Source organism: Pseudomonas antarctica (assembly GCF_001647715.1).
Taxonomy (GTDB): Bacteria; Pseudomonadota; Gammaproteobacteria; order Pseudomonadales; family Pseudomonadaceae; genus Aquipseudomonas; species Aquipseudomonas antarctica_A.
Window position 1 is genome coordinate 2,888,377 of sequence record NZ_CP015600.1, and the last position, 26,463, is coordinate 2,914,839.

The window sequence follows — 26,463 nt, forward strand, 5'->3', positions numbered from 1 at the left end:
CGTCAGTCTTGAGAAACCCCATGCTGATCGGTAGTTATTCCCCCTCCTTGGTCGTGATCTCCCTGTTCGTCGCGATCCTGGCGTCCTACACGGCGCTGGACCTGGCCGGCCGCCTTGCGACCGCCCAAGGCCGCGCCGCATACGTGTGGATGGCGGGTGGCGCATTGGCGATGGGCACAGGCGTCTGGTCCATGCACTTTATCGGCATGTTGGCCTTGCGCCTGCCGTTTGCCCTCGGGTTTGACCTGGGCATTACCGCGCTATCGCTGCTGATCGCCGTGTTATCCAGCGGCTTCGCATTATGGCTGGTCAGCCAACCCCGTTTGCCTGCGTGGCAACTGGCGTTTGGCGCGTTGATCATGGGGGCGGGCATCAGCAGCATGCACTACACCGGCATGGCGGCGATGCGCATGACTCCCGGGATCGACTACGACCCTACCTTGTTTGGCGCTTCGTTGTTGATTGCGGTGGTGGCTTCGGGGGCTGCCCTGTGGATCGCCTTCAACCTGCGGCGCAACACCCCTTATGTTCGCCTGGCACGCGGGGGCGCGGCAGTGGTCATGGGCATTGCAATCGTCGGCATGCACTACACCGGCATGGCCGCTGCGCGCTTTGCCGACGACAGTTTTTGTGGTGCCGTGCTGACCGGGTTGAGCGGCAAGGGCCTGGATAACCTGGTGCTGGTCACCTCATTGGCGGTGTTGATCATCGCATTGCTGACCTCGCTGCTGGATGCACGCCTCGAAGCGCGCACCGCCGTCCTGGCGGACTCCCTGACCCTGGCCAACCAGGAACTGACCCACCTGGCCCTGCATGACATGCTTACCGGCCTGCCCAATCGCACCTTGCTCGCCGACCGTATTCAACAAGCCATCCAGACAGTGACGGAGCAGGGCGGTTGCTTTGCCCTGATGTTTATCGACCTGGATGGCTTCAAACCCGTCAACGATGCCTTCGGCCACCACATGGGCGACCAGTTGCTGCGGGAGGTGGGCCTGCGTCTGCGCGAGGACCTGCGCAGTCAGGACACCCTGGCCCGTATCGGCGGCGATGAGTTTGTGCTGCTGGTGCAATTGATGCAGCCGGATGATGCGATGGGCCTGGCCGAACGCCAGGTCGGACTGATCAATCGTGCGTTCAAGGTCGCCGAACATGAGCTGAATATTTCCGCGAGCATCGGCATTGCCCTGTTCCCTGGCAACGGCAACACCCCTCAAGAACTGTTGATGAACGCCGACGCCGCGATGTACCACGCCAAGGGCATGGGCAAGAATGGCTACAGCTTCTTTGATGTGTCGATGAACACGAACGCGCGCAAGCAACTGCAGTTGTTGCAGGACCTGCGCAGCGCCGTTGAGCACGAGCAGTTTCGGCTGTATTACCAGCCCAAGTTCGATGCGGTCAGCGGTATTGCGATTGGCGCCGAAGCCTTGCTGCGCTGGGAGCATCCGCAGCAGGGGTTGATGCTGCCGGCGACCTTTATCGAACTGGCGGAAAAGACCGGCTTGATTATTCCCATCGGTGAGTGGGTGCTGAACGAAGCCTGTCGCCAGATGCGCCTGTGGTACGTCCAGGGTTACGAAGACTGGCGCATTGCGGTGAACCTGTCGGCGTTACAGTTCTGCCATGCCGGGTTGGTAAAAAGTGTCGCCGCGGCCCTGGACCGTCACCAGTTGCCGGCCAACAGCCTGACCCTGGAAATCACCGAAACCACCGCCATGAGCGATGCCGATGCAAGCATGACGGTGTTGCAGCAGCTGTCGGACATGGGCGTTGACCTGTCCATTGATGACTTCGGCACCGGTTATTCGAGCCTGATGTACCTCAAGCGCCTGCCCGCCAACGAGCTGAAGATCGACCGCGGTTTTGTGCGCGACCTGGAACACGACAGTGATGATGCCGCTATCGTTTCGGCCATCGTTGCCCTCGGCCAGGCGCTGGGGCTGCGAATCGTCGCCGAAGGTGTGGAGACCGATATGCAGCAGAGTTTCCTGACTCGACTGGGTTGTAACTCGCTGCAAGGCTATTTGTTGGGCCACCCGTTGCCGGCTGACAGTTTCATGGCCGACATCCAGCGCGCCGAAGAGGCGTTAACGCCTGACAAACGCGGTGGGTGACGGGTATTCTTGGATCCAACCCTATACATCAGGTTGACTCAGGAGACCGCACGCATGGACAAAGTCGTCATCATCACCGGGGGCAGTCGTGGCATCGGCGCCCAGACCGCGTTGCTGGCCGCTCGCCAGGGCTATCGCATTTGCCTCAACTACCAGTCCGATGAAGCGGCTGCCCAGCGTGTGCTGGAGCAGGTCCGTGCCCTGGGTGCGCAGGCGATTGCTGTGCGTGCCGATGTGAGCATCGAAGATGAAGTGATCGCGTTGTTCGCCCGTGTGGATGCCGAACTGGGCCGTGTCACCGCGCTGGTCAACAACGCCGGCACTGTCGGGCATAAGTCGCGGGTGGATGAGATGTCTGAATTTCGCATCCTGAAAATCATGAAGACCAACGTGCTGGGGCCGATCCTGTGTGCCAAGCACGCGGTGCTGCGCATGTCGCCCAGGCATGGCGGGCAGGGCGGCAGTATCGTCAATGTGTCGTCGGTGGCGGCGCGCCTGGGTTCGCCGGGTGAATATGTCGACTATGCCGCTTCCAAGGGCGCATTGGATAGCTTCACCATTGGCCTGTCCAAAGAGGTGGCGGGTGAGGGGATTCGCGTCAACGCCGTGCGCCCTGGCTATATCTTTACCGACTTCCACGCCTTGAGCGGTGACCCGGATCGGGTCAGCAAGCTCGAGTCCGGCATCCCCATGGCCCGGGGTGGGCGCCCGGATGAGGTGGCGGAAGCGATTATCTGGTTGTTGTCGGATAAGGCTTCCTACACGACCGGAACATTCCTGGATTTGGCCGGTGGGCGTTAACGTCCCGGCTCGTCAGGTTGGCTGGTTGCGCAGCTCTTCATATCCGTACCAGGAAAACCGTCTGAGCAGGCTGGCCTCGGAGTTTTCCACGCGGGCGTAACCGCTGTCGGAGAACCCGTCGATATAGCCATTGCGGCTGACGCTCGCGTGCAGGGTTTGGTCGTCTACGTTATCGATAAAGCGTAATACTTTGTCCAGATTGTAGGCTGCATCGGCCCTTGCTTCCGGGTCTGGATTCGCGTTAGTCCAGTCGCCCACCTGCAACTTGAGGTCATCGCCTACCTGGTAATGATCGCGGCCATCCAGGAAACGCCGCGTTATCAGGCTTTGTTCGATGATTCTTTGTGCCGAGCGATGATCTCCGGCAGGGCGGCTAACAGGCCCCGTCATCTCGCGTACTTGTTTTTGTTCCGCTGCGCGTATGTAGTGGGGCGGGATGGGGGGCAGCCTCAGGACTGCGGAAGTGACAGACGTGCACATGGAAAGAAACCTGTAGGTTGAACCAAAGGAAACACACATTTCGATGGAAAAGTGTGCACCTTTGTATGTGGCTCTTCCTTCATCTCGGTTCCGGCTTAAAACGAGCGCACAATCCGCCCCAATGTCTCCATGGCCTTTTCCGATGCCTCGGTCCAGGGGCTTCCGTAGTTCAAGCGAATACAATTCCTGAAGCGCTGGGTCGCCGAGAAGATCGGCCCTGGCGCAATGCTGATGCCCTGAGCCAGGGCCATCTGGAATAACTTCAACGAGTCCGTTTGCGCCGGCAATTCCAGCCAAAGGAAATAGCCTCCGGCCGGCTGGCTGACCCGTGTTTGCGCCGGAAAGTAGCGGGCGATTGCTGCCAGCATGGCGCTTTGCTGTTCTTCCAGGGCGTAGCGCAATTTGCGCAAGTGCCGGTCATAGCCACCGTGTTGCAGGTAGTCGGCAATGGCCGCCTGGGCTGGCATCGACGGGCATAACGAGGTCATCAGCTTCAAGCGCTCGACCTTCTGCGCAAAGCGCCCGGCCGCCACCCAGCCTACGCGGTAGCCTGGGGCCAAACTTTTGGCGAAGGAACCGCAATGCATCACCAGCCCCTCGGTGTCGAAGGCTTTCGCCGGTTTTGGCGCGTGTTGCCCGTAGTATAACTCGGCGTACACATCGTCTTCGATCAGCGGCACCTGATGGCTGCGCAGCAGTTCCACCAGTGCCTGTTTTTTCGCCTCCGGCAGGGTGGCACCCATGGGGTTCTGAAAGCTGGTCATGGTCCAGCAAGCCTTGATCGGGTAGCGTTCCAGGCTTTTCGCCAAGGCGCTCAGGTCGATGCCGTCGCGCGGGTGCACGGGGATTTCCACCGCCTTGAGCTTCAGGCGCTCCAGCACTTGCAGGCAGGCATAAAACGCCGGTGCTTCAATGGCCACCAGGTCGCCCGGTTCCGTCACCGCCTGCAGGCACAAGTTCAGCGCCTCCAGGGCGCCGTTAGTGATCAGCAGCTCCTCCATGGGCAGCATCAGGCCGCCGACCATATAGCGCAGGGCAATCTGTCGCCGCAATTGGGGGTTGCCCGGCGACATGTCAGTGACCACCAGGCGCGGGTCCATCTCACGGCTGGCGCTGGCCAGGGAACGGGCCAGGCGTGGCAGCGGGAACAGCATCGGGCTGGGGAAGGCCGAGCCGAAAGGTACGGTATTGGGGTCCTTGATGGAGTCGAGTACCGAAAACACCAACTCACTCACATCCACTTCGGTGGACTCATGCACGTGCTCACTCACCACGGGCTCGGAAAACGGGCTCGGTGCATGGGTGTTGACGAAGTAACCGGAACGCGGCCGCGCGCGGATCAGGCCACGGCGCTCCAGCAGGTAGTAGGCCTGGAACACCGTGGACGGGCTGACGCCGTAGGTCTGGCTGGCATAGCGCACCGACGGCACCCGCTGGCCGGGCCCGAGGACGCCGGAGCGGATCAGTTCTGCGATGTCATCGGCGAATTTTTCGTAGCGTTTCATTGGAACCTTAAACAATTTTTCAGTAGGTACACCGAACAAGCCCGCTCACGCTTTTGGATCTCGGCATATTCAGCCACACATCAGCGGTTAATCGGCGCTACAAAGCGGCTATCGGCCGCACTGTAGATCCAGGGCTCATCCACATCCGTCACCTTGAATCGCAGGGTTTGCGAGCTGCTCGTCGGCTGGTCGGACAGCAAGGCGACCGACACCGGTACATCGCTGATTTCCCCCGGCGCCAGGCTGATCTCGGTTTTGCCTTGCAACTGGAAGCCGTCGGCGTCTACCAGCTCCAGACGATAGTCCTGGCGCTGCTGGGTCTTGTTGATGACCTTGAGGCTGTAGATGTTCTCGATCAAGCCCTGGCTGTTTTCGCGGAACATGCCTCGGTCTTTGGTGACGTCCAGTGACACCATTGGACGTTGCACCAGAGCCACCACCAATGCCGCGATCATCACCAACAGCACGGCACTGTAGCCGATCAGCCGTGGCCTGAGCAGGTGCGTCTTGCCACCTTGCAGTTGGTGTTCGGAGGTATAACTCACCAGGCCACGGGCGTAGCCCATCTTATCCATGATCGAATCGCAGGCGTCGATGCACGCCGCGCAGCCGATGCACTCCATTTGCAGGCCGTCACGGATATCGATACCGGTGGGACACACTTGCACACACAGCTGGCAGTCGATGCAATCGCCCAGGCCGACGTCGGCTGGCCAGGCCTCGCGCTTGCGTGGCCCGCGCTGTTCGCCGCGTGCCGTGTCGTAGGAAATGGTCAGGGTGTCCTTGTCGAACATCACGCTTTGGAACCGCGCATACGGGCACATGTGCATGCACACCGCTTCGCGCAGCCAGCCGGCATTGAGGTAAGTGGCGGCGGTGAAAAACAGCACCCAGAACAGACTCACGCCGCCCATTTGCCAGGTCAGCAGCTCTGTGGCCAAGGGCCGGATGGGGGTGAAATAGCCGACAAAGGTCAACCCTGTCAGTACGCTGATGCTCAGCCACATCGTGTGTTTGGCCGAACGCCGGGCGAGCTTGGCCAGGCTCCACGGCGCCGCTTGCAGCTTGATGCGTTGGTTACGCTCGCCTTCGGTGACCTTTTCGCACCACATGAACAGCCAGGTAAACGAGCTTTGCGGGCAGGTGTAGCCGCACCACACGCGACCGGCAAACACGGTTATCGCAAACAGGCCGAAAGCGCAGATGATCAGCAGCGCCGACAGCAGGATGAAATCCTGGGGCCAGAAAGTGGCGCCGAAGATGTGGAATTTGCTTTCAGCCAAGTCCCAGAGTACGGCTTGGCGCCCACCCCAATTCAGCCACACGGTGCCGAAAAACGCCAGGAACAGCAAAGCGGCGCCGCTCACACGCAAGGTACGGAACAGGCCGGTGAAGCTGCGGGTATGAATCAAGTTGTCGCTGGATTTGGCCTTCACCTTCTTTGGGTGCAGGGGCTCAAAGGTTTCCACGGTTGGGATTCTTTCGCTCATGGTCGTTCGCTCATCAGCCTCCATCAGGCCGATGAACTATGAGCGTCGTACTGTTTGCATAACAGACTCAGGTATGGCGATAAAAAGCGGATCAGATGGGCTTTTTACACGGTGCTGCGACAATCTGCTGCACTCCGTAACACATAGGGTGCAGCAGTATTGAGTGTGAGCTGATACAGATCAATTAAATCGCCGAACCAGGTTCAGTGACTTTCTTGTGCTGGCGCCCATCCGTTGCACCGGCCACTGTGAGCGCATCGGCCTCCGCTTCGGTGATGTAGATCTGCTCGCCGTTCAGCGCCACGTAGGACATGGCCTTGGCAATGTCGGTGCTGACCGTTACATCACGTGCCGGTAGGATCTGTTCCTGGCCGTCGTCGTTGACTTTGAAATAGCACGTCTGATTTTCGATACGGACTGGCATGGTGATCTCCTTTTCAAAGGCTGGTGATCGTTAGGGTGAGGTGCGTTGCCAGGCGTTCCAGGCAACTGACTGGCGGTCGCTGCTGTCCATGCTTTGACGGCAATCTTTACCAACCCCTACAAAGGACCGCATCCATGGACGCCTGGTGGCAAGAAGTCCTGCAAACGCTGCAAGCCGAGTTCGCCGATATCGGTGACGCACGGCAGCTCACCCAGATTACCGTGCGCCTGCTGATCGCCGCGATCCTGGGCGGCATCCTCGGTTTTGAGCGAGAACAGAAGGGCAAGGCGGCCGGCGTGCGCACTCATATGCTGGTGGCAATGGGGGCCGCATTATTTGTGTTGGTGCCGCAGATGTCCGGTAGCCAGGCGGATGCCATGAGCCGGGTGCTGCAGGGCGTCATTGCGGGGATTGGTTTCCTCGGGGCGGGGACCATTCTCAAGGGCAAGGAAGATGAGCAGGGCCAGCACGTCAAAGGCCTGACCACCGCCGCTGGCTTATGGATGACCGCCGCCATTGGTGTGGCGGCGGGGATGGGGCGTGAATCGACGGCGGTGCTCAGTACATTGCTGGCGCTGGCGGTCTTCAGCGTGATGCCGATGATCGTCAAGCGGCTGGAGAAAAACGAGTGAGTGCCTATCAGGCCTTGATGTCTCGGTATCGCACTTCGCCAGACACTTTCAGTTCGAACGGCGGCTCTCCCGGGTTGCGGGAAATCGTCACGAAACTGGTGTTGCTGCCTGCATAGTAGTTAATCGTCATTTCGCCACTGACGCCGGAGAAACGTTCGACCAATGACAACGGCTGTTGGCCCAGTTGCGTGCGAATGCCGGTCAAATCGATCTTGTCGGTACCTGACGAAAAGTTCATCACCTCGCCGGGCGCCGCGTTGATGTCGTTATAGCTGAAAATTTGCGGGGTGCCTTCAGCGGGGGGCAAAGGGGTATTGCCGGGCGCGGTGGGCGCACGGTCGGGCGGTGAGTCGGGCGCGGGCTGGTCCTTGTGGGCGTCTTCAAGCGGTTTCCCTGGCTCTGGAATGGCCTCGGCTTCGCGTTGCAGCGCTTCCAGGTTGGCCGGACTAAATATTTGGCGGATTATATTCTGAATCTTTTCCCGCTTTGCTGGATCAGGCTCCAGGGTTTTAAGTGAGTCTTCGCTCAAGAGTTCACGGAGCTCTTGTGCTCGCTGTGCGGTTTCCTTGGAATTCGGTTCGCGCATCATCTGGATGAGGCTGTCTCGGCTTAACAACTGCTCAAGTCTGTCCTTCTTTGCGGTGGCTTCGGCTGAGGCTCCGGTATTTGAATCAGCCTGGCTTTCGTCGATATTGGAGGGCTTTTTGGTACCCTCAGATTGGAGAGGTTTCGACGTTGCCAATGGGTTGCTGTCTGGCTCGGCAGGTGTACTTTCGGGCGTTGTATCGGCCTCGGCCGGCTGAAACGGCTTGCCAATAGCTATCAGGTTTTTGCTGAGGGGGGTGCTCAGGCGAGTGCGCTGCAGCGTATTGGCTTTCTCCTGTTGTCGTTCGATTTCGATCTGCTTGATAGCTACGTAGCTTTCTGCGGGATCGACCTGGCTAGTGCGCTCCTGGATCCTTTCAGGGGTCAGGTCTGGGTTTGGAATCCATGCGGCTTCAGCCTGTCCGGCCTTGATGTTTTTCTCGCTTAATGTCCGGCCGATATTATCCCGCAGTTGTGACATAACGGCCGGATCACTGGTCAGGGTGTTAAGTGAGTCCTCGCTCAACAGCGCACGCAGGTCCTTGAGGCTCTGCGCGGTGTCCTTGGAGTATGGCTTGCGCAGCATCTGGATGAGGCTGTCCGCAGTTAACAATTGGGCGACTCTGTTCCACTTTGCGATGACGTCTGGCGAGGGTTGAGAGGTTGCTGCAGCCTCGGCGGTAAAGGCGCTGTCGGGCGCCTCATCTTGTAGCTGTTTTGGTGGTTCGAGGCTGTCGCGGGGAAGCCCTTCGGGTTGCTTCTTTTGCGAGGGATCATTCGAGCCCGCCTGGAAGGAGTTTGACAGCATGGGCATGGGAGCTTGGTGGGACAACGATGTTATCGACATGATCAGCACTCGCGTTGTGATTGAAGCGGACCGCGCCAAAGCCAAAACAGCTGTCTGGCCTGGGTCCACGCGAGCGAATTTTCTGATAACGAGGAAGGGGAAAGAGTTAAGAGCTCTCTTTACCGCTGGTAGGAAGTTTCTGTAGTGCTTGCCCGCAATCTGCTGGATTGCGGGCAAATGCACGTTCGCCAGGTTTATTTCAAACAATCACCGGCGGCAGGGTCGTTGGCGGTTCTTCCACCGGTGGCGGTTCATTTTCCGGTGGTTCTTTCTCCGGAATCGGTTGCGGTTCGCTGGGCGGCAGGGTCGGGTTGTCGATATTCGGGTCAGGGGTTTCAGCCGGGATCGGGATATTCATCGGTGTGGCCTCCTTTGTGCTTTGCTCTATCGGTGGACAACCGCAGGGGAGAATTGATTCCCCGCCCAATGGCGGCATATCCACCTGAACTTTTCACCTGGGCACAGGCTCGGACCTAGTACGGCCCTGCTCAGGGAGAGCGCCGCCGTATCAGAATTCGGATCAAGCAAAGAGCGTCCACAGGGCGTAAGGGGAAGATGCTCGATGACTGCTGAAACACTGGCTCCAGACCATTCAATATTGCCGCTGTCCCAGGCGTTGCTGTTGCCCAGGATCGCTATCGAAAGCACCACGCCGGTTATCGACGGCGGCGAGTTCGCCGTAAAAGCGGTGGTTGGCCAACGGGTAACCGTCACCAGCAAGGTGTTCGCCGACGGCCATGACAAGCTCGCCGTACTGATCCGCTGGCGCCCGCTGCAGGATGAAAGCTGGCACAGCGTGGTCATGACCGATGTGGGTAACAATGGCTGGGAAGGCGCGTTTACCGTCACTCAGCAAGGCCCCCACGAATACTGCATCGAAGCCTGGATCGATACCTTCGCCAGCTTCTGTTACGAACTGCGCAAGAAACATGAGGCCGGGGTACCGGTAAGCCTGGAGTTGCAGGAGGGTCGCAGCCTGGTGTTGCAGGCGGCCGAACGCAGCGACAACGAGCTGCGCGATCGCCTGATGTTGTTGCACCACGAGCTCGCAGGCAGGCTGGAAACCGAGCAGGTCGCGCAGTTCCTGCACGAAGAAAGTGCACACTTGATGACCCAGGCCGACCACCGCGCCTACTTGAGCATCAGCCCCGCCTACCCGATTGACGTTGAGCGCACCGCCGCACAGTTTGCCAGCTGGTACGAGTTGTTCCCCCGCTCGATCACCGACGACCCGGCGCGCCACGGCACCTTCAACGATGTGCACTCACGGTTGTCGATGATCCATGACATGGGGTTCGACGTCCTCTATTTTCCGCCGATTCATCCCATTGGCCGCAGCCATCGCAAGGGCAGGAACAACGCCCTGACGGCGGGCCCGGATGATCCCGGCAGCCCCTACGCCATTGGCAGCGAGGAGGGCGGACACGACGCCATCCACCCGCAATTGGGCAGCCGTGATGACTTCCGTCGCCTGGTCAAGGCCGCCGCCGACCATGGCCTGGAAATCGCGCTCGATTTTGCCATCCAGTGTTCCCAGGACCACCCGTGGCTCAAAGAACATCCGGGCTGGTTCAACTGGCGTCCGGACGGCACGATCAAATACGCGGAAAACCCGCCGAAAAAGTATCAGGACATCGTCAACGTCGACTTCTACGCGGCCGACTCGATTCCCAGCCTGTGGACCGAGTTGCGCGACGTTGTGGTGGGCTGGGTGGAGGAGGGTGTGAAGACGTTCCGTGTCGACAACCCCCACACCAAGCCGCTGCCGTTCTGGCAATGGTTGATCAGCGACGTGCGCGCCAAGCACCCTGACGTGATCTTCCTGGCCGAGGCATTCACCACGCCGGCGATGATGGCGCGCTTGGGCAAGGTCGGTTACTCCCAGAGCTACACCTATTTCACCTGGCGCAACACCAAGGCCGAGCTGAGCGAATACTTCGCGCAGTTGAACGAGTCGCCGTGGCGTGAATGCTACCGGCCAAACTTCTTTGTCAACACACCGGACATCAACCCAGGCTTCCTGCATGAGTCCGGTCGCCCGGGCTTTTTGATCCGCGCGGCGCTGGCCACCATGGGCTCGGGCCTGTGGGGTATGTATTCGGGCTTTGAACTGTGCGAGGCGGCGCCGGTACCGGGCAAGGAAGAGTATCTGGATTCAGAGAAATACGAGATCCGCCCACGGGACTACACGGCGCCCGGAAATATCATTGCCGAAATTGCACAGCTCAACCGTATTCGCCGGCAGAACCCCGCGTTGCAGACCCACTTGGGCCTGAAGCTGTACAACGCGTGGAACGACAACATCCTGTACTTCGGCAAGCGCAGTGACGACGGCAGCAATTTCATTCTGGTCGCGGTCAACCTCGACCCCTTCAACGCCCAAGAGGCGCATTTTGAGTTGCCGTTATGGGAAATGGGCTTGCCGGACGATGCCCAGACCCAAGGCGAAGACTTGATGAGCGGCCACCGCTGGAGCTGGTACGGCAAGACCCAGTGGATGCGGCTTGACCCGCAGATGCCGTTTGGTATCTGGAGAATCACCACATCCTGAACTGAGCCTGATCTTCACATCGATGAAGCTCAAATGTGGCAGCCGGCTTGCCTGCGATAGCGTTCTATCAGTCACACATTTATCTGCTATCGCAAGCACGCCAGCGCCCACCTCGAACCCGCCCCTTCAGGTAAATGTTCAAGCATTTCAGGAGTTTCCAATGGCGAAGAAACCCAAGGCTGCCACCTTTATCAAAGACCCGCTCTGGTACAAGGACGCGGTGATCTATCAGGTTCACGTCAAATCCTATTTCGACTCCAATAACGACGGTATCGGCGACTTTCCCGGCCTGATTGCCAAACTCGATTACATCGCCGACCTCGGCGTGAACACCATTTGGCTCTTGCCGTTTTACCCCTCGCCACGCCGCGACGACGGCTATGACATCGCCGAGTACCGTGGCGTGCATAGCGACTACGGCACCATGGCCGACGCCAAACGCTTTATCAGCGAGGCGCACAAACGTGGGCTGCGGGTTATCACCGAACTGGTGATCAACCACACCTCCGACCAGCATCCCTGGTTCCAGCGGGCGCGCAAGGCCAAGCCGGGTTCGGCCGCGCGGGACTTCTATGTGTGGTCGGATGACGATCAGAAATACGATGGCACGCGCATCATTTTCCTCGACACCGAAAAGTCCAACTGGACCTGGGACCCCGTGGCCGGCCAGTACTTCTGGCACCGTTTCTATTCTCATCAGCCGGACCTCAACTTCGACAACCCGCAAGTCATGAAAGCCGTGCTGTCGGTGATGCGTTACTGGCTGGACATGGGCATCGACGGCCTGCGTCTGGACGCCATTCCGTACCTGATCGAACGCGATGGCACCAACAACGAAAACCTGCCGGAAACCCACGACGTCCTCAAGCAGATCCGCGCCGAGATCGACGCTCACTACCCCGACCGCATGCTGCTCGCCGAAGCCAACCAATGGCCGGAAGACACGCAGTTGTATTTTGGTGACAAAAAAGGCGATGACGGCGACGAGTGCCATATGGCTTTTCACTTCCCGCTGATGCCGCGCATGTACATGGCGCTGGCCCAGGAAGATCGCTTCCCCATCACCGATATTCTGCGCCAGACCCCGGAGATTCCCGCCAATTGCCAGTGGGCGATCTTCCTGCGCAACCACGATGAACTGACCCTGGAAATGGTCACCGACAAAGAGCGCGACTACCTGTGGAACTACTACGCCGCTGATCGCCGCGCGCGCATCAACCTCGGCATTCGCCGGCGCCTGGCGCCGCTGATGGAGCGCGATCGCCGCCGCATTGAACTGCTCAACAGCCTGCTGCTGTCCATGCCCGGCACGCCGACGTTGTATTACGGCGATGAAATCGGCATGGGCGATAACATTTACCTGGGCGACCGCGACGGCGTGCGCACGCCGATGCAATGGTCCATCGACCGTAACGGCGGTTTCTCCCGCGCCGATCCGGCCAGCCTGGTGCTGCCACCGATCATGGACCCGCAGTACGGCTACCTGTCGGTTAACGTCGAAACCCAGGCCCAGGACCCGCATTCGCTGCTGAACTGGACGCGCCGCATGTTGGCGGTGCGCAAACAGTCCAAGGCCTTTGGCCGGGGCAGCTTGAAAATGCTCTCGCCGAGCAACCGCCGCATTCTGGCGTATACCCGCGAATACACCGGGGCAGACGGGCGTAATGAGCTCATCCTGTGCGTGGCCAACGTGTCACGCAGTGCCCAGGCGGCGGAGCTGGATTTGTCAGCCTTTGCGGGCATGGTGCCGGTGGAGATGCTGGGCGGTAACGCGTTTCCGCCCATTGGCCAGCTGAATTACTTGCTGACCCTGGCGCCGTACGGTTTCTACTGGTTCGTGCTCGCAGCGGAAAACCAGATGCCGAGCTGGCATGTAGAGCCGGCCCAGAGCATCCCGGACTTCACCACCCTGGTGTTGAAACAACGCATGGAAGAGTTGCTCGACGAACCGTGCCGCACCACCCTGGAGCACACTTCGCTGCCGGCCTGGCTGCCCAAGCGGCGCTGGTTCGCCGGTAAGGACACGGCCATCGACAGTGTGCATATTGCCTACGGCGTGCGCTTCGGCGACCCAGAGCATCCGGTATTGCTCAGTGAAATCGAGGTGAGCAGCGGCGGCCAGGTCAGCCGCTATCAGCTGCCGTTCGGCTTTCTGGGTGAAGACCAGCTCACCAGCGCGTTGCCGCAGCAATTGGCCCTGGCCCGGGTACGGCGAGCACGTCAGGTTGGCCTGGTGACCGATGCGTTCAGTCTTGAGCACTTTATCCGCGCGGTGATCCACGGCCTGCAGGCCGGCACGGTATTGAATACTCACGAAGGCGATTTGCGCTTCGAGGCCACGTCGCAGCTGGCCAAGCTGCAATTGAGCGAGGAGCCGCAGGTGCGTTACCTGGCGGCCGAGCAGTCCAACAGTTCGGTCGTGGTGGGCGAGAGTCTGGTGCTCAAACTCATCCGTAAAGTCAGCGCCGGGGTGCATCCGGAACTGGAAATGAGCGCTTACCTGACCGAAGCCGGTTACCCGAATATTTCGCCGCTGTTGGGCTCGATGATTCGCCACGACACCGCGGGGCAAGACAACCTGCTGATGATCGCCCAAGGCTATCTGAGCAACCAGGGCGATGCCTGGGGCTGGACCCAGAACAACCTCGAACGCGCGATTCGCGACGAACTCGCAGAAGCGATTTCCGAACAGGAACAGCATTACAACGCGTTGGGTGAACTGGCCGATTTCGCCGCATTGCTCGGCCGGCGCCTGGGTGAAATGCACGTGGTACTGGCGGCGAAAACTGCCAATAAAGACTTCAAGCCTGAAGTCACTACGGCCAAGGATACCCAGGCCTGGGCCAAGGATGTCGGGGCGCAGATCGACCGCGCGCTGCAATTGCTCAAGCTTCATCAAAGCCAATTGAACCCTGCCGATCAGGCGCTGGTCAGTGATTTGCTGGCCCATAAAAAAGCCATTGGCAGTCACGTGCAGGCCCTGGCGAAAGCCACGGCGGGCGGGCTGCGGATTCGTGTCCACGGTGACTTGCACCTGGGCCAGGTACTGGTGGTGAAAGGCGATGCCTACCTGATCGACTTTGAAGGGGAACCGGCGCGGCCGCTGCATGAACGACGCGGCAAACACAGCCCGTATAAAGATGTGAGTGGCGTGTTGCGCTCGTTTGATTATGCAGCGGCCATGGCCCTGAATGTGCAAGGAGTGGATCACTCGCCCGATGCGGACATTGCCCGCAAGCGTGTGACTGATCGATACCTGAGTGAAGCGCGTGCGGCTTTTACTCAGGCTTATCATCAGGCTACGTCTACACTGGCGCATGACTGGCAGGATGCCAACGGCCAGGACGCCGCGCTGACGTTGTTCAGCCTGGAGAAGGCCGCGTACGAAGTGGCTTACGAAGCGGAAAATCGCCCGACCTGGTTGCCGGTGCCGTTACAAGGTTTACACGGCCTGCTCAGCGGGCTTACACCTATATCGAAAACTGCACGCGGTGGGGAGACGTCATGAGTTTTACACAGAGAGAACCGCTGCAACCAAAAGTGACCGCAATGCCGGCGCCCAAGGACATTGAAGCCTTGGTACGTGCCGAGCACCACGACCCATTCTCGATTCTGGGGCCGCACGACGATGAGCAGGATGGCCAGTTTATCCGCGCCTTTCTGCCGGAGGCCTTGAGCGTCCAGGTACTGGCGCGCGACAGCGGTGAGCCGATCGGCAGCCTGGACGCGACCCAGGTGCCGGGCTTGTTCGTCGGGCATTTCAACACTCGCCAGGGCTACCTGCTGAAAATCCAGTGGGCCGGCGGTGAACAGATCACCGAAGACCCTTACAGCTTCAACCAATTGCTCCTGGGCGAAATGGACCTGTACCTGTTTGCCGAAGGTAATCACCGTGACCTCAGCAGCTGCTTGGGCGCACAGGTAACCAGCGTCGATGGCATACAGGGTGTGCGCTTCGCCGTTTGGGCACCGAATGCCCGGCGTGTGTCGGTAGTAGGCGATTTCAATATCTGGGACGGCCGCCGCCATCCGATGCGATTGCGTCACCCATCGGGCGTGTGGGAAATCTTTATCCCGCGCCTGCAACCAGGTGCCGCCTACAAGTATGAAATTCTTGGCGCCAACGGGATTTTGCCGCTCAAGGCCGACCCCATGGCACTCGCGACCCAATTGCCGCCCGACACCGCCTCGAAAGTCGCCGCGCCGTTGCAGGTGGACTGGCAAGACCACGAGTGGATGCAGGCGCGTGCCGATAAGCAAAAGTCCACGGCGCCGTTGTCGATCTATGAGTTACACGTTGGCTCCTGGCAGTGCGAGCTGGATGAGGCCGGTGAAGTGTCCCGTCAGTACGGCTGGCGCGAACTCGCTGAACGCTTGATTCCCTATGTGCAGCAATTGGGCTTCACCCATGTTGAACTGATGCCGATCATGGAACACCCGTTCGGCGGCTCATGGGGCTACCAGGCGTTGTCGCAGTTCGCACCGAGTGCACGCTTTGGCTCACCGGAGGATTTCGGGTTTTTCGTCAACGCCCTGCATCAGGCTGACATTGGCATCATTCTCGATTGGGTCCCGGCGCATTTTCCTACCGATACCCACGGCCTTGCGCAGTTCGACGGCACCGCGTTGTACGAGTATGCCAACCCGCTGGAAGGCTTCCACCAGGATTGGGACACACTGATTTACAACCTTGGCCGCACGGAAGTTCACGGTTTTATGCTGGCCTCGGCGTTGCACTGGCTCAAACACTTCCATATCGATGGCTTGCGTGTGGATGCGGTGGCTTCGATGCTGTATCGCGACTATTCGCGCAAGGCCGGCGAGTGGGTGCCCAATCGCTATGGCGGACGTGAGAACCTCGAAGCCATCGACTTCCTGCGCCATTTGAACGATGTGGTCGCGCTGGAAGCACCGGGTGCGTTGGTGATTGCCGAAGAATCCACGGCGTGGCCGGGTGTCAGCCAGAGCACCCAGCAAGGTGGCCTGGGCTTCAACTACAAGTGGAACATGGGCTGGATGCACGACTCGCTGCATTACATCCAGCAAGACCCGGTGTATCGCGCTCATCATCACAATGAACTGAGTTTCGGCCTGGTCTATGCCTGGTCCGAGCGTTTTATCCTGCCGATCTCTCACGATGAAGTGGTGCACGGCAAACACTCGTTGATCGACAAGATGCCCGGTGACCGCTGGCAGAAGTTCGCCAACCTGCGGGCCTACCTGAGCTTCATGTGGATGCACCCCGGCAAAAAACTGCTGTTCATGGGGTGCGAATTCGGCCAGTGGCGCGAGTGGAACCACGATCAGCAACTGGACTGGTACCTGCTGCAGTATCCCGAGCACAGGGGCGTGCAGAAGCTGGTCGGCGACCTTAACCGCCTTTACCGTGAAGAACCCGCGCTGCACGAACAGGATGATGCGCCCCAGGGCTTCCAATGGGTGATTGGCGACGATGCAATCAACAGCGTTTATGCCTGGTTACGGTGGAGCAAGGACGGCAAGCCGGTGTTGGTCGTCGCCAACTTCACGCCGGTGCCTCGTGAGGCCTATTCCGTGGGTGTGCCGTTTGCCGGGCGCTGGAGCGAGGTGATCAACAGTGATGCCGACACGTACGCCGGTTCCAATTACGGTAATGGGGGAGCGGTGTTTACCCAGGATGAACCGCACCACGGGCAGCCGGTGTCGCTGTCGCTGAATTTGCCGCCACTGGGTGTGCTGATTTTGCGCCCGGAAGCGCTTTAAGGGCTCTGGTAGGCGGATTCGGTTGTCCGTGCTACTGGCAGGGTGCCACAATGGCGCCTTTGTCGCGGCAGTTGAAACAGGCGTATTTCATGAACGGCCTTGGGCGTGCGCAGGACCAGGATGGCTTTATCGAAGAGCAGGTGCGAACGGACCGTTTGCACCAGCTGTTTCGCCAGTCGTTCGCCGCCATTTTCGGCAGTTACCTGGGCGCCGTCATGCTGTGCTGGCTGTGTTGGGACCGCTTTGATCACACGGTCATGGAGGTCTGGCTGGTGGTGCTGGCGGTGACATCACTGTTACGGCTCAAGATGTTCATGAACTGGTTTCGTTGCCCTAACAGTGAGCGTACGCCTGATCGCTGGGAGCGCCGCTACTGGGTTACGCTGATGTTGTCCGCGGGCACCTGGGGCATCGGCGCGCTGGCCGTCATGCCGCCTGACGATCGTGTGTCCCAAGTGTTGGTCATACTGTTTGCCGTGGGTATGTCCGTCAGTGCGGTCTCCTGTTATTCGGCCTACCGCTATATGACATTGGGCTCGATGTCCCTGGTGTTATTGCCGTGCACGCTGTGGTTGCTGTTCCAGCCCTCGCCCATGCAAGTAGGCGTGGCCATTGCGGTGCTGGTGTTCTCGACCTTCGTGGTCAGCGCCACGCGCAAGCTGTCGGATGCCCTGGAAAAAGCGTTTCGCCTGACCCGGCAAATGGAGCGCGCCCACACTATTTCCACGCGCGCTGCCCAGACTGACGAACTCACCGGGCTGATGAATCGTCGCGCGTTTTTTGAACATGCCCACGTGTTGTATGCGCAGTGTCGCCATAACCAGCAACCGCTGAGCGCGCTGATGATGGACATGGACCACTTCAAGAACATCAACGATACCTACGGCCATCAGGCTGGCGATCAGGTGTTGCGCCAGATTGGCGGGGTGATCAGCGCATCGTTTCGCCAGGCCGACGTGTATGGTCGGCTGGGCGGCGAGGAGTTTGCCGTGTTGCTGCCCAATACCTCCCTGGAGACCGCGCGCGATATCGCCGAGCAATTGGTCAAGGCGATTTCCGGCCTGGCCTCCGAGCCGGTGCAAGGCTTGACCGCCAGCCTGGGTGTTGCCACCACTCGCAGCCTCGATCAGGACCTGCACAGCCTGATGAACACTGCCGATAAAGCGCTGTATCGCGCCAAGGCCATGGGTCGCAATCAGGTCGTGGCGGCAGAGTAGGGGTCAGTCTCGCTGCATCGACTTGGCCAATGCGCGCGCCACCTGGTCGGCCGAGTAGGGCTTTGCCAGGAAGTCGACGCCCTCGTAGGCACTGTCAGCCAGCTCTTCGCTGTAGCCCGAAGTGAGCACCACCGGCAGGTCGGGGCGCCGTTGGCGCAGCAGTTTGGTCATCGCCACGCCGGTCATGCCCGGCATTACCACATCCGAGAAAATCGCGTCGAACCCGCTCACATCCGGACCGGCCAGCGCCAGTGCCTGTTCGGCGTTGGTGGCCCAAGTAGTCTGGTAGCCCAGGTCCTGCAAGATCTGGTTGGCGAAACGGCCCACTTCGAGGTTGTCTTCCACGATCAGGATATGGCGCAGCGCCGTGTCGGGCGCCGGGCTGGGGTCTTCCTGGGGTGGGCAGGGCTGCCCGGCCACAGGCTGCGTTTCGGGCAAATACAGGGTGAACACGCTGCCTTGGCCGATGGCGCTGGTGACGTCGACGTTGCCCCCGGACTGCTTGGCAAACCCGAACACCTGTGACAACCCCAGGCCCGTGCCTTTACCCACGGCCTTGGTGGTAAAGAACGGTTCGAAAATGCGCTCGACGGTGTCGTCGTCAATACCGCTTCCGGTGTCGGCCAGTTCAATGCGCACAAACGGCTGGTGTGCTTCGGCATCGCCACGGATGCGCGGTAACGCCGCCACATTCGCCACGCGCAGGGTGAGGGTGCCTTGACCCTCCATGGCGTCGCGGGCATTGAGCGCGATATTGATCAGTGCCGTTTCGAACTGGCTGGAGTCGACGCACACATGGCAAGGCCGTTGCGGCAACTGCACCTGCACATGGATGCGGGCACCGGTCACGCTTTCGAGCATCTCGCCGATGTTCTTGACCCGCTGGCCCACGTCGAAAACTTGCGGGTTGAGCGGCTGCCGGCGGGCGAAGGCGAGCAGTTGGCTAGTGAGCTTGCTGGCGCGTTCGACGGTGTCTGATACGGCGCCCATGTAGCGTTGACGGCGTTCTTCGGACAGACCCGGTTGGCGCAGGAAGTCCACCGAGGAGCGGATGATCGTCAGCAGGTTGTTGAAATCGTGCGCCACACCGCCGGTCAACTGGCCGATGGCCTCGAGCTTTTGGGACTGGTGTAACGCGGCTTCGGCCTGGGTCAGGGCGGTGGTGCGTTCTTCTACGCGCCGCTCCAGGGTGGCGTTCAATTCGGTAATGGCCGCCAGGCCCTCGCGTACAGCGGCGTCGGCGCGCACACGTTCGATATGGGCCCAGGAACGCTCGGTAACTTCGCCCACCAGGGCCAGGTCATACGGCGACCACACACGTGCGAATTTGTGGTGTACGGCCATCAGCGCGGACAGGCGGCCGTTCTTGATCAGCGGAAAGCACGCTGTCGCCGTGACGCCCAGTGCCTGAAAGCTGGCGGACTCCTCGGCGGGCATTTCCAGGCGGTTGTCGCCAATCACAAACGGCTCACCCGCGCGCAGGCGGCTTACGGTCAGCTCGCCGAACGCCGCCAGGCTGTAACGGCCGACGATACTGGGCGAGCCAGGCGCCGCCCAATTGTCGCGAATGGTGAAGCCGTCTTCATCGGCCTCCATATCGGCGTAGGCGCAAATGGACACCTGCAGGTGCTCGGCCAACAGACGCGTGGTGGTGGTCATGATGGCTTCGGCATTGCTGCAATTGGTCACGGCGCTGCCAATCGCATCCAATACGGCCAGGCGGCGGGAGAGGAATACGGTAGCGGTGGTTTCGGTGACGGTATCGAGCATGCCCACGATCTGGCCTTGCGGGTCACGCACAGGACTGTAGCAAAACGTGAAGTACGCTTGCTCCGGACCGTTGCCACGCTCAACCACCAGCGGGTAGTTTTCGATGTAGGTCGCGTGCCCCTCAAAGGCGGCTTTGGCGATGGGGCCGATGTCATCCCATGCCTCACGCCAGATTTCGCTGAACGCACGCCCGAGCGAATAAGGTTTATCGCCAAGAATAGGAATAAACGCATCGTTGTAGAGCGTGATCAGGTGGGGGCCCCAGATGATGGACTGGGGGAAGCTTGAGGCAAGACACAGCGCAACTGTGGTTTTGAGTACGTCGGGCCATTGTTCCAGCTCGCCGAGCGGCGTACTGGCCCAATCATGCTGACGAACACGCTCAGCCATCTCGCTGCTGCCTTGCAGCCAATTCATCATTGGGTGGATACCTTATTGCCACGGTCTTCAGGGGGCGCTGATTGTATCAGCGCATCCAGCTACAGACCGGAATCACCGCGACCAGTTCAGCGAAATGATCGCGGTGATGGCAATTTGATGCTTTCTCCAAATGAATAGATCGACATGCCTGGCTCGCAGGCGCGGCCTGCCAACTATTGCGCGCCGAAAACCGCCGTCCAATAAATCCCCGCGTCACTCTTCGGGTCCATGGCATAGGCTGCCCCCAACTCGCGAAATTGCGGGTTCATCAGGTTGGCGCAATGGCCGGGGCTGGCGAGCCAGCCGTCCACCACCTTGCGCGGGGTGTCGAGGCCGGCGGCGATGTTTTCGCCGATGTTCTTCGCGATATAACCGGCCAGTTCCGCGCGGTCGCCGGGTGTGCGGCCATCGTGGTCCAGATGGTCGAAGAAATTGCCGTTGGCCATATTGCGCGTGTGGCTGTTGGCGGAATTGGCCAACTCCTCGTTCCACGACAGCGGTGTGGTCGCGGTAAATGCCTGGGTGCCGCACTGGCGTGGTTGTTCACGGGCGGTGTTGATCAGGTTGAGGATTTGCTTGCCTTCGGTCTGCCAATCCCCAAGTCCGCTGGTCAACAACGGCCGGGCCAGCACAATGCGCCAATCCTGGCCGCTGTTGCTCACGCCGATATCGACAAACTGCGGGTCCAGCACTACGCGACAGAAACTTTCGCGCACCGCCTTCATCGCCGCCTCGGCGTTTTTGGGGCCGGAGAGGCTGATGGCCTGCACATTCACCATCGGGTACGCGGCCCGCGCCAGCGCCTGCTGCAAGTCGCCGACATTGGTCGCCGGCAGCACCAGCCGCGTGTCGCTGGCCAACGGTGGCAGTTCCTGGGAACCCTGGTTACCGCAGCGCTGTACCTGGCTGCGGTATTCGTTGATCTGTTGCACTAACTGACTTTCTTCATTCGCCATCGCGCTGGCGCAGAACGCCAGACTGGCGGCCAGCGTCGTAAGACCCATCATCAATGACAGCACGCGCATGGACGTTACCCTTGAGCTTGAAAGTGCCCATGATGCGCGATGTAACCCGGTCAGGCGCAACGCCTTTTTTGTTTTTTTGCCTCAACGGGTGTTCTGCGGGCAGTTCTCGGCGCTGGTGCGGCGCCAGGCAAAGGTGCTCGCGGTAACGATTAATGCCAGCGACACGCCGAAGGTTACGTGCAGGCCATTAGCCACGGTTTGCGCCGTCGCACGGGTCACGTCGGGGCTGGCCCAGGCAAAGACTGCGCCCAGGGCCCAGGCACCGAAAATCAGGCCGAGGTTGCGTGACAGGTTCAGCAGGCCGGAGACCGTGCCGCGGCGTGATGGCTCGACATCGCTCATCACCGCGGTAGTGTTCGCGGCCTGGAACAGGCTGTAGCCCATGGTCAGCAGGATCAGCGAGCCCAGGTAGGCGATCAAGCCCGAAGCCAACGCCAGCGAGAGCGCGCCAAGCCCCATGATGCCCAACCCCGCGAGGGTCATGCGCGGGCTGCCCAGCCGGTCGGTGAGGAGGCCCGCCGGCAGGCCATTGAGCGCCGAGACACACGGGCCGACGGCCATCGCCAGGCCCATCCAGGCCGAATCAAGCCCCAGGCCACGGGACAGATAGAAAGGCCCGACCACGAAGGTGGTCATGATCACCGCCGACACCAGTGCACTCATTGCCAATCCTGCGCGCAACGCCGGGTCTCTCAATGGCAACCAGAATGCATCGCCCGAGGTGGAGGCGTGGGCCTGCCGATCAACCGGCAAATAACGCAAGGCGAGGGCGCCGGCCAACACGCCCAGCGGCACACCCAGCAGAAACAACGCGCGCCAGCCCCACAGGCTGAGCAATATTCCGCCGACGCTGGGCCCCATGGCGGTGCCGACGGCCGACATCGTGCCCAGCAAGCCCATCACGCGCCCGGTACGCTCCCGGGTGACCGTTTCGCCGACCATTGCCAGTGTCATCGCCATCATGACCGCCGCCCCCAGGCCTTGCAGGACGCGTGCACCCATCAGCCATGGCAATGACGGTGCGACACCGCACAGCGCGCACGCCGCAGCGAACAGCAGCAAGCCGGTGAGCAATAACCGGCGCCGGCCCAGGCGATCCCCCAGGCGGCCGGCGCTGACAATGACCGCTGTGATCGCCAACAGATAAGCCAGCACCACCCACTGCACCGAATGGAAGGAAGCATTGAAGGCTTGCGCCAGCGCGGGTAAGCCGACGTTGGCGATGCTGGTCCCCAGAGAGGCCAGCAACATAGACAGGGACAGGCAGACGAGACCGCCGCGAGAAGAGGTGTGCATGGGAAATTCCTTGAGTGAACGCTGCTGTCACAAATCTACGGCGTCGCCTAACATGGCGGAAGACGCATGGGTTGCAGCTAATACATGCAGCCAACGCCTGATAGGAGCGCCAATGCCGGATCTGAATTTGCTGATTACCCTGGATGTCTTGCTCAGCGAAGGCAGCGTGGCGCGCGCCGCCAAACGCCTGCGTCTGAGCCCGTCGGCCATGAGCCGTGCGCTGGCACGGCTGCGTGAAACCACCGGCGACCCCTTGTTGGTGCGTGCCGGGCGTGGCCTCGTGCCGACACCGCGCGCGCTGGCGCTGCGCGAGCACGTCGGCCGTTTGGTACAAGACGCCCAAGCCGTGCTGCGGCCCGCGCAATCCCTGGACATGAGCCAGGTGATACGCACTTTCACGCTGCGCTCCAGCGAAGAGTTTGTCGAAAATCTTGGCCCGGCATTGCTGGCGCGCATCGCCCAAGACGCGCCCGGCGTGCGGCTGCGCTTCGTCAACAAGACGGACAAGGACAATGCCTTGCTGCGTGACGCCAGCGTGGACCTGGCGATCGGCGTGGTCGACGCCAGTGCCGGCCCGGAGGTGCTGACCCAGGCGTTGTTTCGCGATCGCTTGGTCGGCGTGGTGCGCAGCGGTCATCCTCTGAGCCAGGGGGATGTCAGCGCCGAGCGTTTTGCCGAGGGCCAGCACGTCTACGTGTCACGGCGCGGGTTGGACCGTGGCGAGGTCGATGACGCGCTCGAAGCCCAAGGCCTCACGCGTCACATCAGTACCATCGTCGCCGGTTTTGCCACGGCGATCGCCCTTGCCCGCGACACTGATCTGATCGCCAGCGTGCCCGAGCGCTACACCGCCAATCAGCGCGCGGGTCTGTATAGCTTCCCACTGCCGGTCGCAATACCGACTTTCACCCTGTCCATGCTCTGGCATCCACGCCTGGATGCCGACCTGGCCCATCGCTGGTTGCGTGGCTGTTTGCGTGAGGTGTGCGGGCACTGAACCGGCCGCAACAGGTACAATCGCGGCTGCCTTGACGCGAAACCCCAGGAATTTGCATGTTCAGCCTTACCCGCTATACCGCGCCGTGCCCCGAGTCGGTCAACAGCCAGATCCTGCAGATGGTGGTGGACAACCTCACCGACATCAGCAGCGTCGCGCTGGCACCGAGTAATTTGCTCTACAACATCTATCAGTACGCCACCGGCTTTGAGGTGCACCTTTACCTGCAGGCGCTGGATGGTTCCAAAGGCATTGCCGTCGAGCTGGTGGTGGCGATGGATGAGGAACAGGTGATTGGATTTTGCCTGTATCTGCCCGTGAAGGATGATCCGCAGGCCTGCGGTATTGCCTTTATGGCCGTGCAAGCCGGGCGTCGGCGCCAGGGCGTGGCACGCGCGATGATGCACGAGGTGCTCGCGTGCTATCCCCATGCGGAACTGGCGTGTGCGGTGGAAAAGGTCTCGGCTTTTGAAGCCATGGGCTTTCAGGTTCGCGGCGCGCGGGGCACCCAGGTATTGATGAACACACGCGATTACGGCACCGATGGCTTGATGGGCGTGCTGGACGTGGCCTCGATCTATACCTCATTGGAGGTCCGGCAGATTCATACCTACCTGCTGCAAAAACACGGCAAGCGCGCGATGGTCGACGCGGAGAAACAGCGCGATCGCCACCTTGATCAGCTGACACGCAAGGTTGAGCGGTTTGTAAGTGAGCGTCTGGCCTGAATAAAAAAACCTCCCAAGGGAGGTTTTTTATTGCCGCGTCAAATCTCATGGCTTGGTCAGGCGCCTGTTCCCGGCGGGCTGCCGTCATCACGGGTAATCACCCTGTAGCGGTCGGCATCGGGGTGAAGCGTGATTCAACCCCGCGCCCGTTTGATCATCGCCAGAATCGTCGCCAGCAACTCCTGCTGCGCCTCTTCGCGGCTGATCTCGCCACTGGCTGCCGCATGGGACAAGGCTTCCGCCGCGCCGAGCATGGCGCGCATGGCGGCCTGGGAAACATTGGCGCCGGGTGCAAACGGCGCCAGGGCATCCCGGCATTTATCGAGGAAGATTGCCTCATATTTGCGCTTGAGGGTTTCCAGCTCCGGCGAACTGCTCAAGGCGGCAATCACGCCCGGGATTTCCCGCCCTTGCAATAACACGCAATCGACATAGGACGAGGCAATCACCCACGCCCGATCCTCCAATGTTGCGTCGCTGGCGTCCAGGGCATCGGCCAGCACCTGGTTCTGGCGCCCGTCGAAGTCCTCGTAAAGCGCAGCCAGCAACCCGGCGCGGGTGACGAAATGGTCATAGACCACCGGTTTGGTCACGCCCGCCAGTTCCGCCAGGCGGCCGAGGGTCAGGGCTTCGGTGCCTTCATCGCTGACCAGTTGCCAAGCCACGTCCAGCAATTGGCGAAGGCGATCTTCGCGTGAAAGGCGTCGACGTGGGGCAGGGGATTCATCGCTTGACATGCTTATATACCAAAAGTAACTTAAGAGTCGTAACTTACTAAAAGTAGCTTAAGCCCAGACTAAACTGAAAGGGAGTCAATGTCATGCACGCACTGCTCGTCGTTGCCCATCACGACCCAAAATCCCTAACCCACAGCCTTGCCGTGCAAGTGGCGGCGGGCCTCACCGCTGCTGGCCATACGTACGAGATCGCCGACCTCGCCGCCGAAGGCTTCGACCCGCGCTACACCGCCGCCGACCACCTGGTACACCGCACGCGCGCCGAACCGCCGGCTGACGTGCTTGCCGAACAGGCCCGCATCGACCGCGCGGATGCACTGGTGCTGGCGTTCCCGGTCTATTGGTGGTCGCTGCCGGGCCTGCTCAAAGGCTGGGTCGACCGTGTGTTCGTCAACGGCTGGGCGATTGATTACGGCCCGGACAGCCCGGTGGTGAAAAAACTGCGGCATTTGCAGGTGCATCTGCTGGCGGTCGGCGCAGCGGACGCAAGCGCGTTTGATCGACACGGTTATGCCAAGGCGATGCGCACGCAGATTGATTACGGGATTTTTGATTACTGCGGCGCGCAGGTGGTGACGTCGAAGTTGCTGCTGGAGTCGGAAAGCGGCACGGCGCAGGCGCATTTGCAGACGGCGAAGGCGCTAGGGCAGGGCCTGTTTGCAAACGAGACGGTCGCCGGGTAGTCAGCCTTCGCGAAACAAATCGTGGGCGTCCAGCAGGCGGTAGGTAATTTCCGGGCGTTTTTCCATGCCTCTGCGAATCGCCGCCGGAATGGCTTGTCGGGTTTTACGGCACATACCGGGCAGCTCATCGAGGGTGATCAGTATCCCGCGCATGCTCTTGACCTCGGTGTGCCCCGGCGCGACATGCACGCGGATACCCAATAGCTCGTACATCCGCTGTTGCATGTGCTCCAGGTCCTGCAGGCTTTTGAGGTCTTCAAGGCGTTCGATCAGCTTCTTCTCTTCCTGACGTGTCAGGTTGAGGACGCGCAGGTCGGCGTCGGGGACTTGCAGCAGTTGTTCGCGATCGCAGACACACACGCCGGGTGGGCAGGGTTGGCGAATTGTCATGATCACTCCCTCCCCATGCCGACGCG

The 26,463-nt window shown here is 60.6% G+C and carries 21 protein-coding genes; 10 read left to right on the forward strand and 11 right to left on the reverse strand.

Going from position 1 to position 26,463, the window contains the following annotated elements:
- Nucleotides 1–20: 20 nt before the first annotated feature.
- Together A7J50_RS13145 and A7J50_RS13150 are read left to right on the forward strand one after the other, a co-directional pair.
- Nucleotides 21–2,117 (forward strand): putative bifunctional diguanylate cyclase/phosphodiesterase, encoded by a 2,097-nt coding sequence (locus A7J50_RS13145; protein ID WP_064452183.1) that lies wholly within the window; start codon nt 21–23, stop codon nt 2,115–2,117.
- A gap of 54 nt (nt 2,118–2,171) precedes the next feature.
- On the forward strand, nt 2,172–2,918 hold the full coding sequence (locus A7J50_RS13150) for an SDR family oxidoreductase (RefSeq protein ID WP_064452184.1): 747 nt from the start codon (nt 2,172–2,174) through the stop codon (nt 2,916–2,918).
- Between the two features lie 12 nt (nt 2,919–2,930).
- Here A7J50_RS13150 and A7J50_RS13155 read toward each other — a convergent pair whose 3' ends face one another.
- From A7J50_RS13155 to A7J50_RS13170, 4 genes are all read right to left on the reverse strand, one after another.
- Complete coding sequence (locus tag A7J50_RS13155) at nt 2,931–3,308, reverse strand: hypothetical protein (protein ID WP_064452185.1); 378 nt, start codon at nt 3,306–3,308, stop codon at nt 2,931–2,933.
- Between the two features lie 185 nt (nt 3,309–3,493).
- Nucleotides 3,494–4,903 carry a GntR family transcriptional regulator MpaR gene (mapR, locus tag A7J50_RS13160; RefSeq protein WP_064452186.1) on the reverse strand — a complete coding sequence of 470 codons (1,410 nt, stop codon included), beginning with the start codon at nt 4,901–4,903 and terminating at the stop codon, nt 3,494–3,496.
- A gap of 80 nt (nt 4,904–4,983) precedes the next feature.
- Complete coding sequence (ccoG, locus tag A7J50_RS13165) at nt 4,984–6,393, reverse strand: cytochrome c oxidase accessory protein CcoG (protein ID WP_064452187.1); 1,410 nt, start codon at nt 6,391–6,393, stop codon at nt 4,984–4,986.
- A gap of 184 nt (nt 6,394–6,577) precedes the next feature.
- On the reverse strand, nt 6,578–6,817 hold the full coding sequence (locus A7J50_RS13170; RefSeq protein WP_064452188.1) for a DUF3203 family protein: 240 nt from the start codon (nt 6,815–6,817) through the stop codon (nt 6,578–6,580).
- Nucleotides 6,818–6,951: 134 nt separating this feature from the next.
- Here A7J50_RS13170 and A7J50_RS13175 point away from each other — a divergent pair, with 134 nt between their 5' ends.
- Nucleotides 6,952–7,449, forward strand: a complete 498-nt coding sequence (locus A7J50_RS13175) for an MgtC/SapB family protein (RefSeq protein ID WP_064452189.1) — start codon at nt 6,952–6,954, stop codon at nt 7,447–7,449.
- A gap of 7 nt (nt 7,450–7,456) precedes the next feature.
- On the opposite strand, the gene A7J50_RS13180 is transcribed toward A7J50_RS13175, so the two are convergent.
- Entirely contained in the window at nt 7,457–8,848 is a 1,392-nt protein-coding gene (locus A7J50_RS13180) for a M10 family metallopeptidase C-terminal domain-containing protein (RefSeq protein WP_167353695.1), read from the reverse strand.
- 232 nt (nt 8,849–9,080) lie between these two features.
- On the reverse strand, nt 9,081–9,239 hold the full coding sequence (locus A7J50_RS31615) for a hypothetical protein (protein ID WP_167353696.1): 159 nt from the start codon (nt 9,237–9,239) through the stop codon (nt 9,081–9,083).
- Between the two features lie 204 nt (nt 9,240–9,443).
- On the opposite strand from A7J50_RS31615, the gene A7J50_RS13190 reads away from it, so the two are divergent.
- The 4 genes from A7J50_RS13190 to A7J50_RS13205 all read left to right on the forward strand — a co-directional run bounded on the left by A7J50_RS13190 (nt 9,444) and on the right by A7J50_RS13205 (nt 18,391).
- On the forward strand, nt 9,444–11,432 hold the full coding sequence (locus A7J50_RS13190) for an alpha-1,4-glucan--maltose-1-phosphate maltosyltransferase (protein ID WP_064452192.1): 1,989 nt from the start codon (nt 9,444–9,446) through the stop codon (nt 11,430–11,432).
- A 160-nt stretch (nt 11,433–11,592) separates the two neighbouring features.
- Complete coding sequence (gene treS, locus A7J50_RS13195) at nt 11,593–14,940, forward strand: maltose alpha-D-glucosyltransferase (RefSeq protein WP_064452193.1); 3,348 nt, start codon at nt 11,593–11,595, stop codon at nt 14,938–14,940.
- Nucleotides 14,937–17,174, forward strand: a complete 2,238-nt coding sequence (gene glgB / locus A7J50_RS13200; protein WP_064452194.1) for a 1,4-alpha-glucan branching protein GlgB — start codon at nt 14,937–14,939, stop codon at nt 17,172–17,174. Before treS ends, glgB begins: the two co-directional genes overlap by 4 nt.
- 50 nt (nt 17,175–17,224) lie before the next feature.
- On the forward strand, nt 17,225–18,391 hold the full coding sequence (locus A7J50_RS13205) for a sensor domain-containing diguanylate cyclase (protein WP_064452195.1): 1,167 nt from the start codon (nt 17,225–17,227) through the stop codon (nt 18,389–18,391).
- A 3-nt stretch (nt 18,392–18,394) separates the two neighbouring features.
- Here the strand turns inward: A7J50_RS13205 and A7J50_RS13210 are convergent, their stop codons facing one another.
- The 3 genes from A7J50_RS13210 to A7J50_RS13220 form a co-directional block, all read right to left on the reverse strand.
- Nucleotides 18,395–20,581, reverse strand: coding sequence for a response regulator (locus A7J50_RS13210; RefSeq protein ID WP_064452196.1), 2,187 nt, complete (start codon nt 20,579–20,581; stop codon nt 18,395–18,397).
- Nucleotides 20,582–20,754: 173 nt separating this feature from the next.
- Nucleotides 20,755–21,606 carry a CAP domain-containing protein gene (locus A7J50_RS13215; RefSeq protein ID WP_064452197.1) on the reverse strand — a complete coding sequence of 284 codons (852 nt, stop codon included), beginning with the start codon at nt 21,604–21,606 and terminating at the stop codon, nt 20,755–20,757.
- 81 nt (nt 21,607–21,687) lie between these two features.
- Nucleotides 21,688–22,902 carry an MFS transporter gene (locus tag A7J50_RS13220; RefSeq protein ID WP_064452198.1) on the reverse strand — a complete coding sequence of 405 codons (1,215 nt, stop codon included), beginning with the start codon at nt 22,900–22,902 and terminating at the stop codon, nt 21,688–21,690.
- A gap of 112 nt (nt 22,903–23,014) precedes the next feature.
- Between A7J50_RS13220 and A7J50_RS13225 the strand changes: the two genes are divergently transcribed.
- Together A7J50_RS13225 and A7J50_RS13230 are read left to right on the forward strand one after the other, a co-directional pair.
- Nucleotides 23,015–23,899: a LysR family transcriptional regulator gene (locus tag A7J50_RS13225; RefSeq protein WP_064452199.1), complete on the forward strand. Its 885-nt coding sequence runs from the start codon at nt 23,015–23,017 to the stop codon at nt 23,897–23,899.
- A 56-nt stretch (nt 23,900–23,955) separates the two neighbouring features.
- Nucleotides 23,956–24,627, forward strand: coding sequence for a GNAT family N-acetyltransferase (locus tag A7J50_RS13230; protein WP_064452200.1), 672 nt, complete (start codon nt 23,956–23,958; stop codon nt 24,625–24,627).
- Nucleotides 24,628–24,761: 134 nt separating this feature from the next.
- On the opposite strand, the gene A7J50_RS13235 is transcribed toward A7J50_RS13230, so the two are convergent.
- Nucleotides 24,762–25,364 carry a TetR/AcrR family transcriptional regulator gene (locus A7J50_RS13235; protein ID WP_064452201.1) on the reverse strand — a complete coding sequence of 201 codons (603 nt, stop codon included), beginning with the start codon at nt 25,362–25,364 and terminating at the stop codon, nt 24,762–24,764.
- A gap of 83 nt (nt 25,365–25,447) precedes the next feature.
- Between A7J50_RS13235 and A7J50_RS13240 the strand changes: the two genes are divergently transcribed.
- Nucleotides 25,448–26,047: an NAD(P)H-dependent oxidoreductase gene (locus tag A7J50_RS13240; protein ID WP_064452202.1), complete on the forward strand. Its 600-nt coding sequence runs from the start codon at nt 25,448–25,450 to the stop codon at nt 26,045–26,047.
- Here the strand turns inward: A7J50_RS13240 and A7J50_RS13245 are convergent, their stop codons facing one another.
- Nucleotides 26,048–26,437 (reverse strand): hypothetical protein, encoded by a 390-nt coding sequence (locus A7J50_RS13245; RefSeq protein WP_064452203.1) that lies wholly within the window; start codon nt 26,435–26,437, stop codon nt 26,048–26,050.
- Nucleotides 26,438–26,463: the final 26 nt, after the last annotated feature.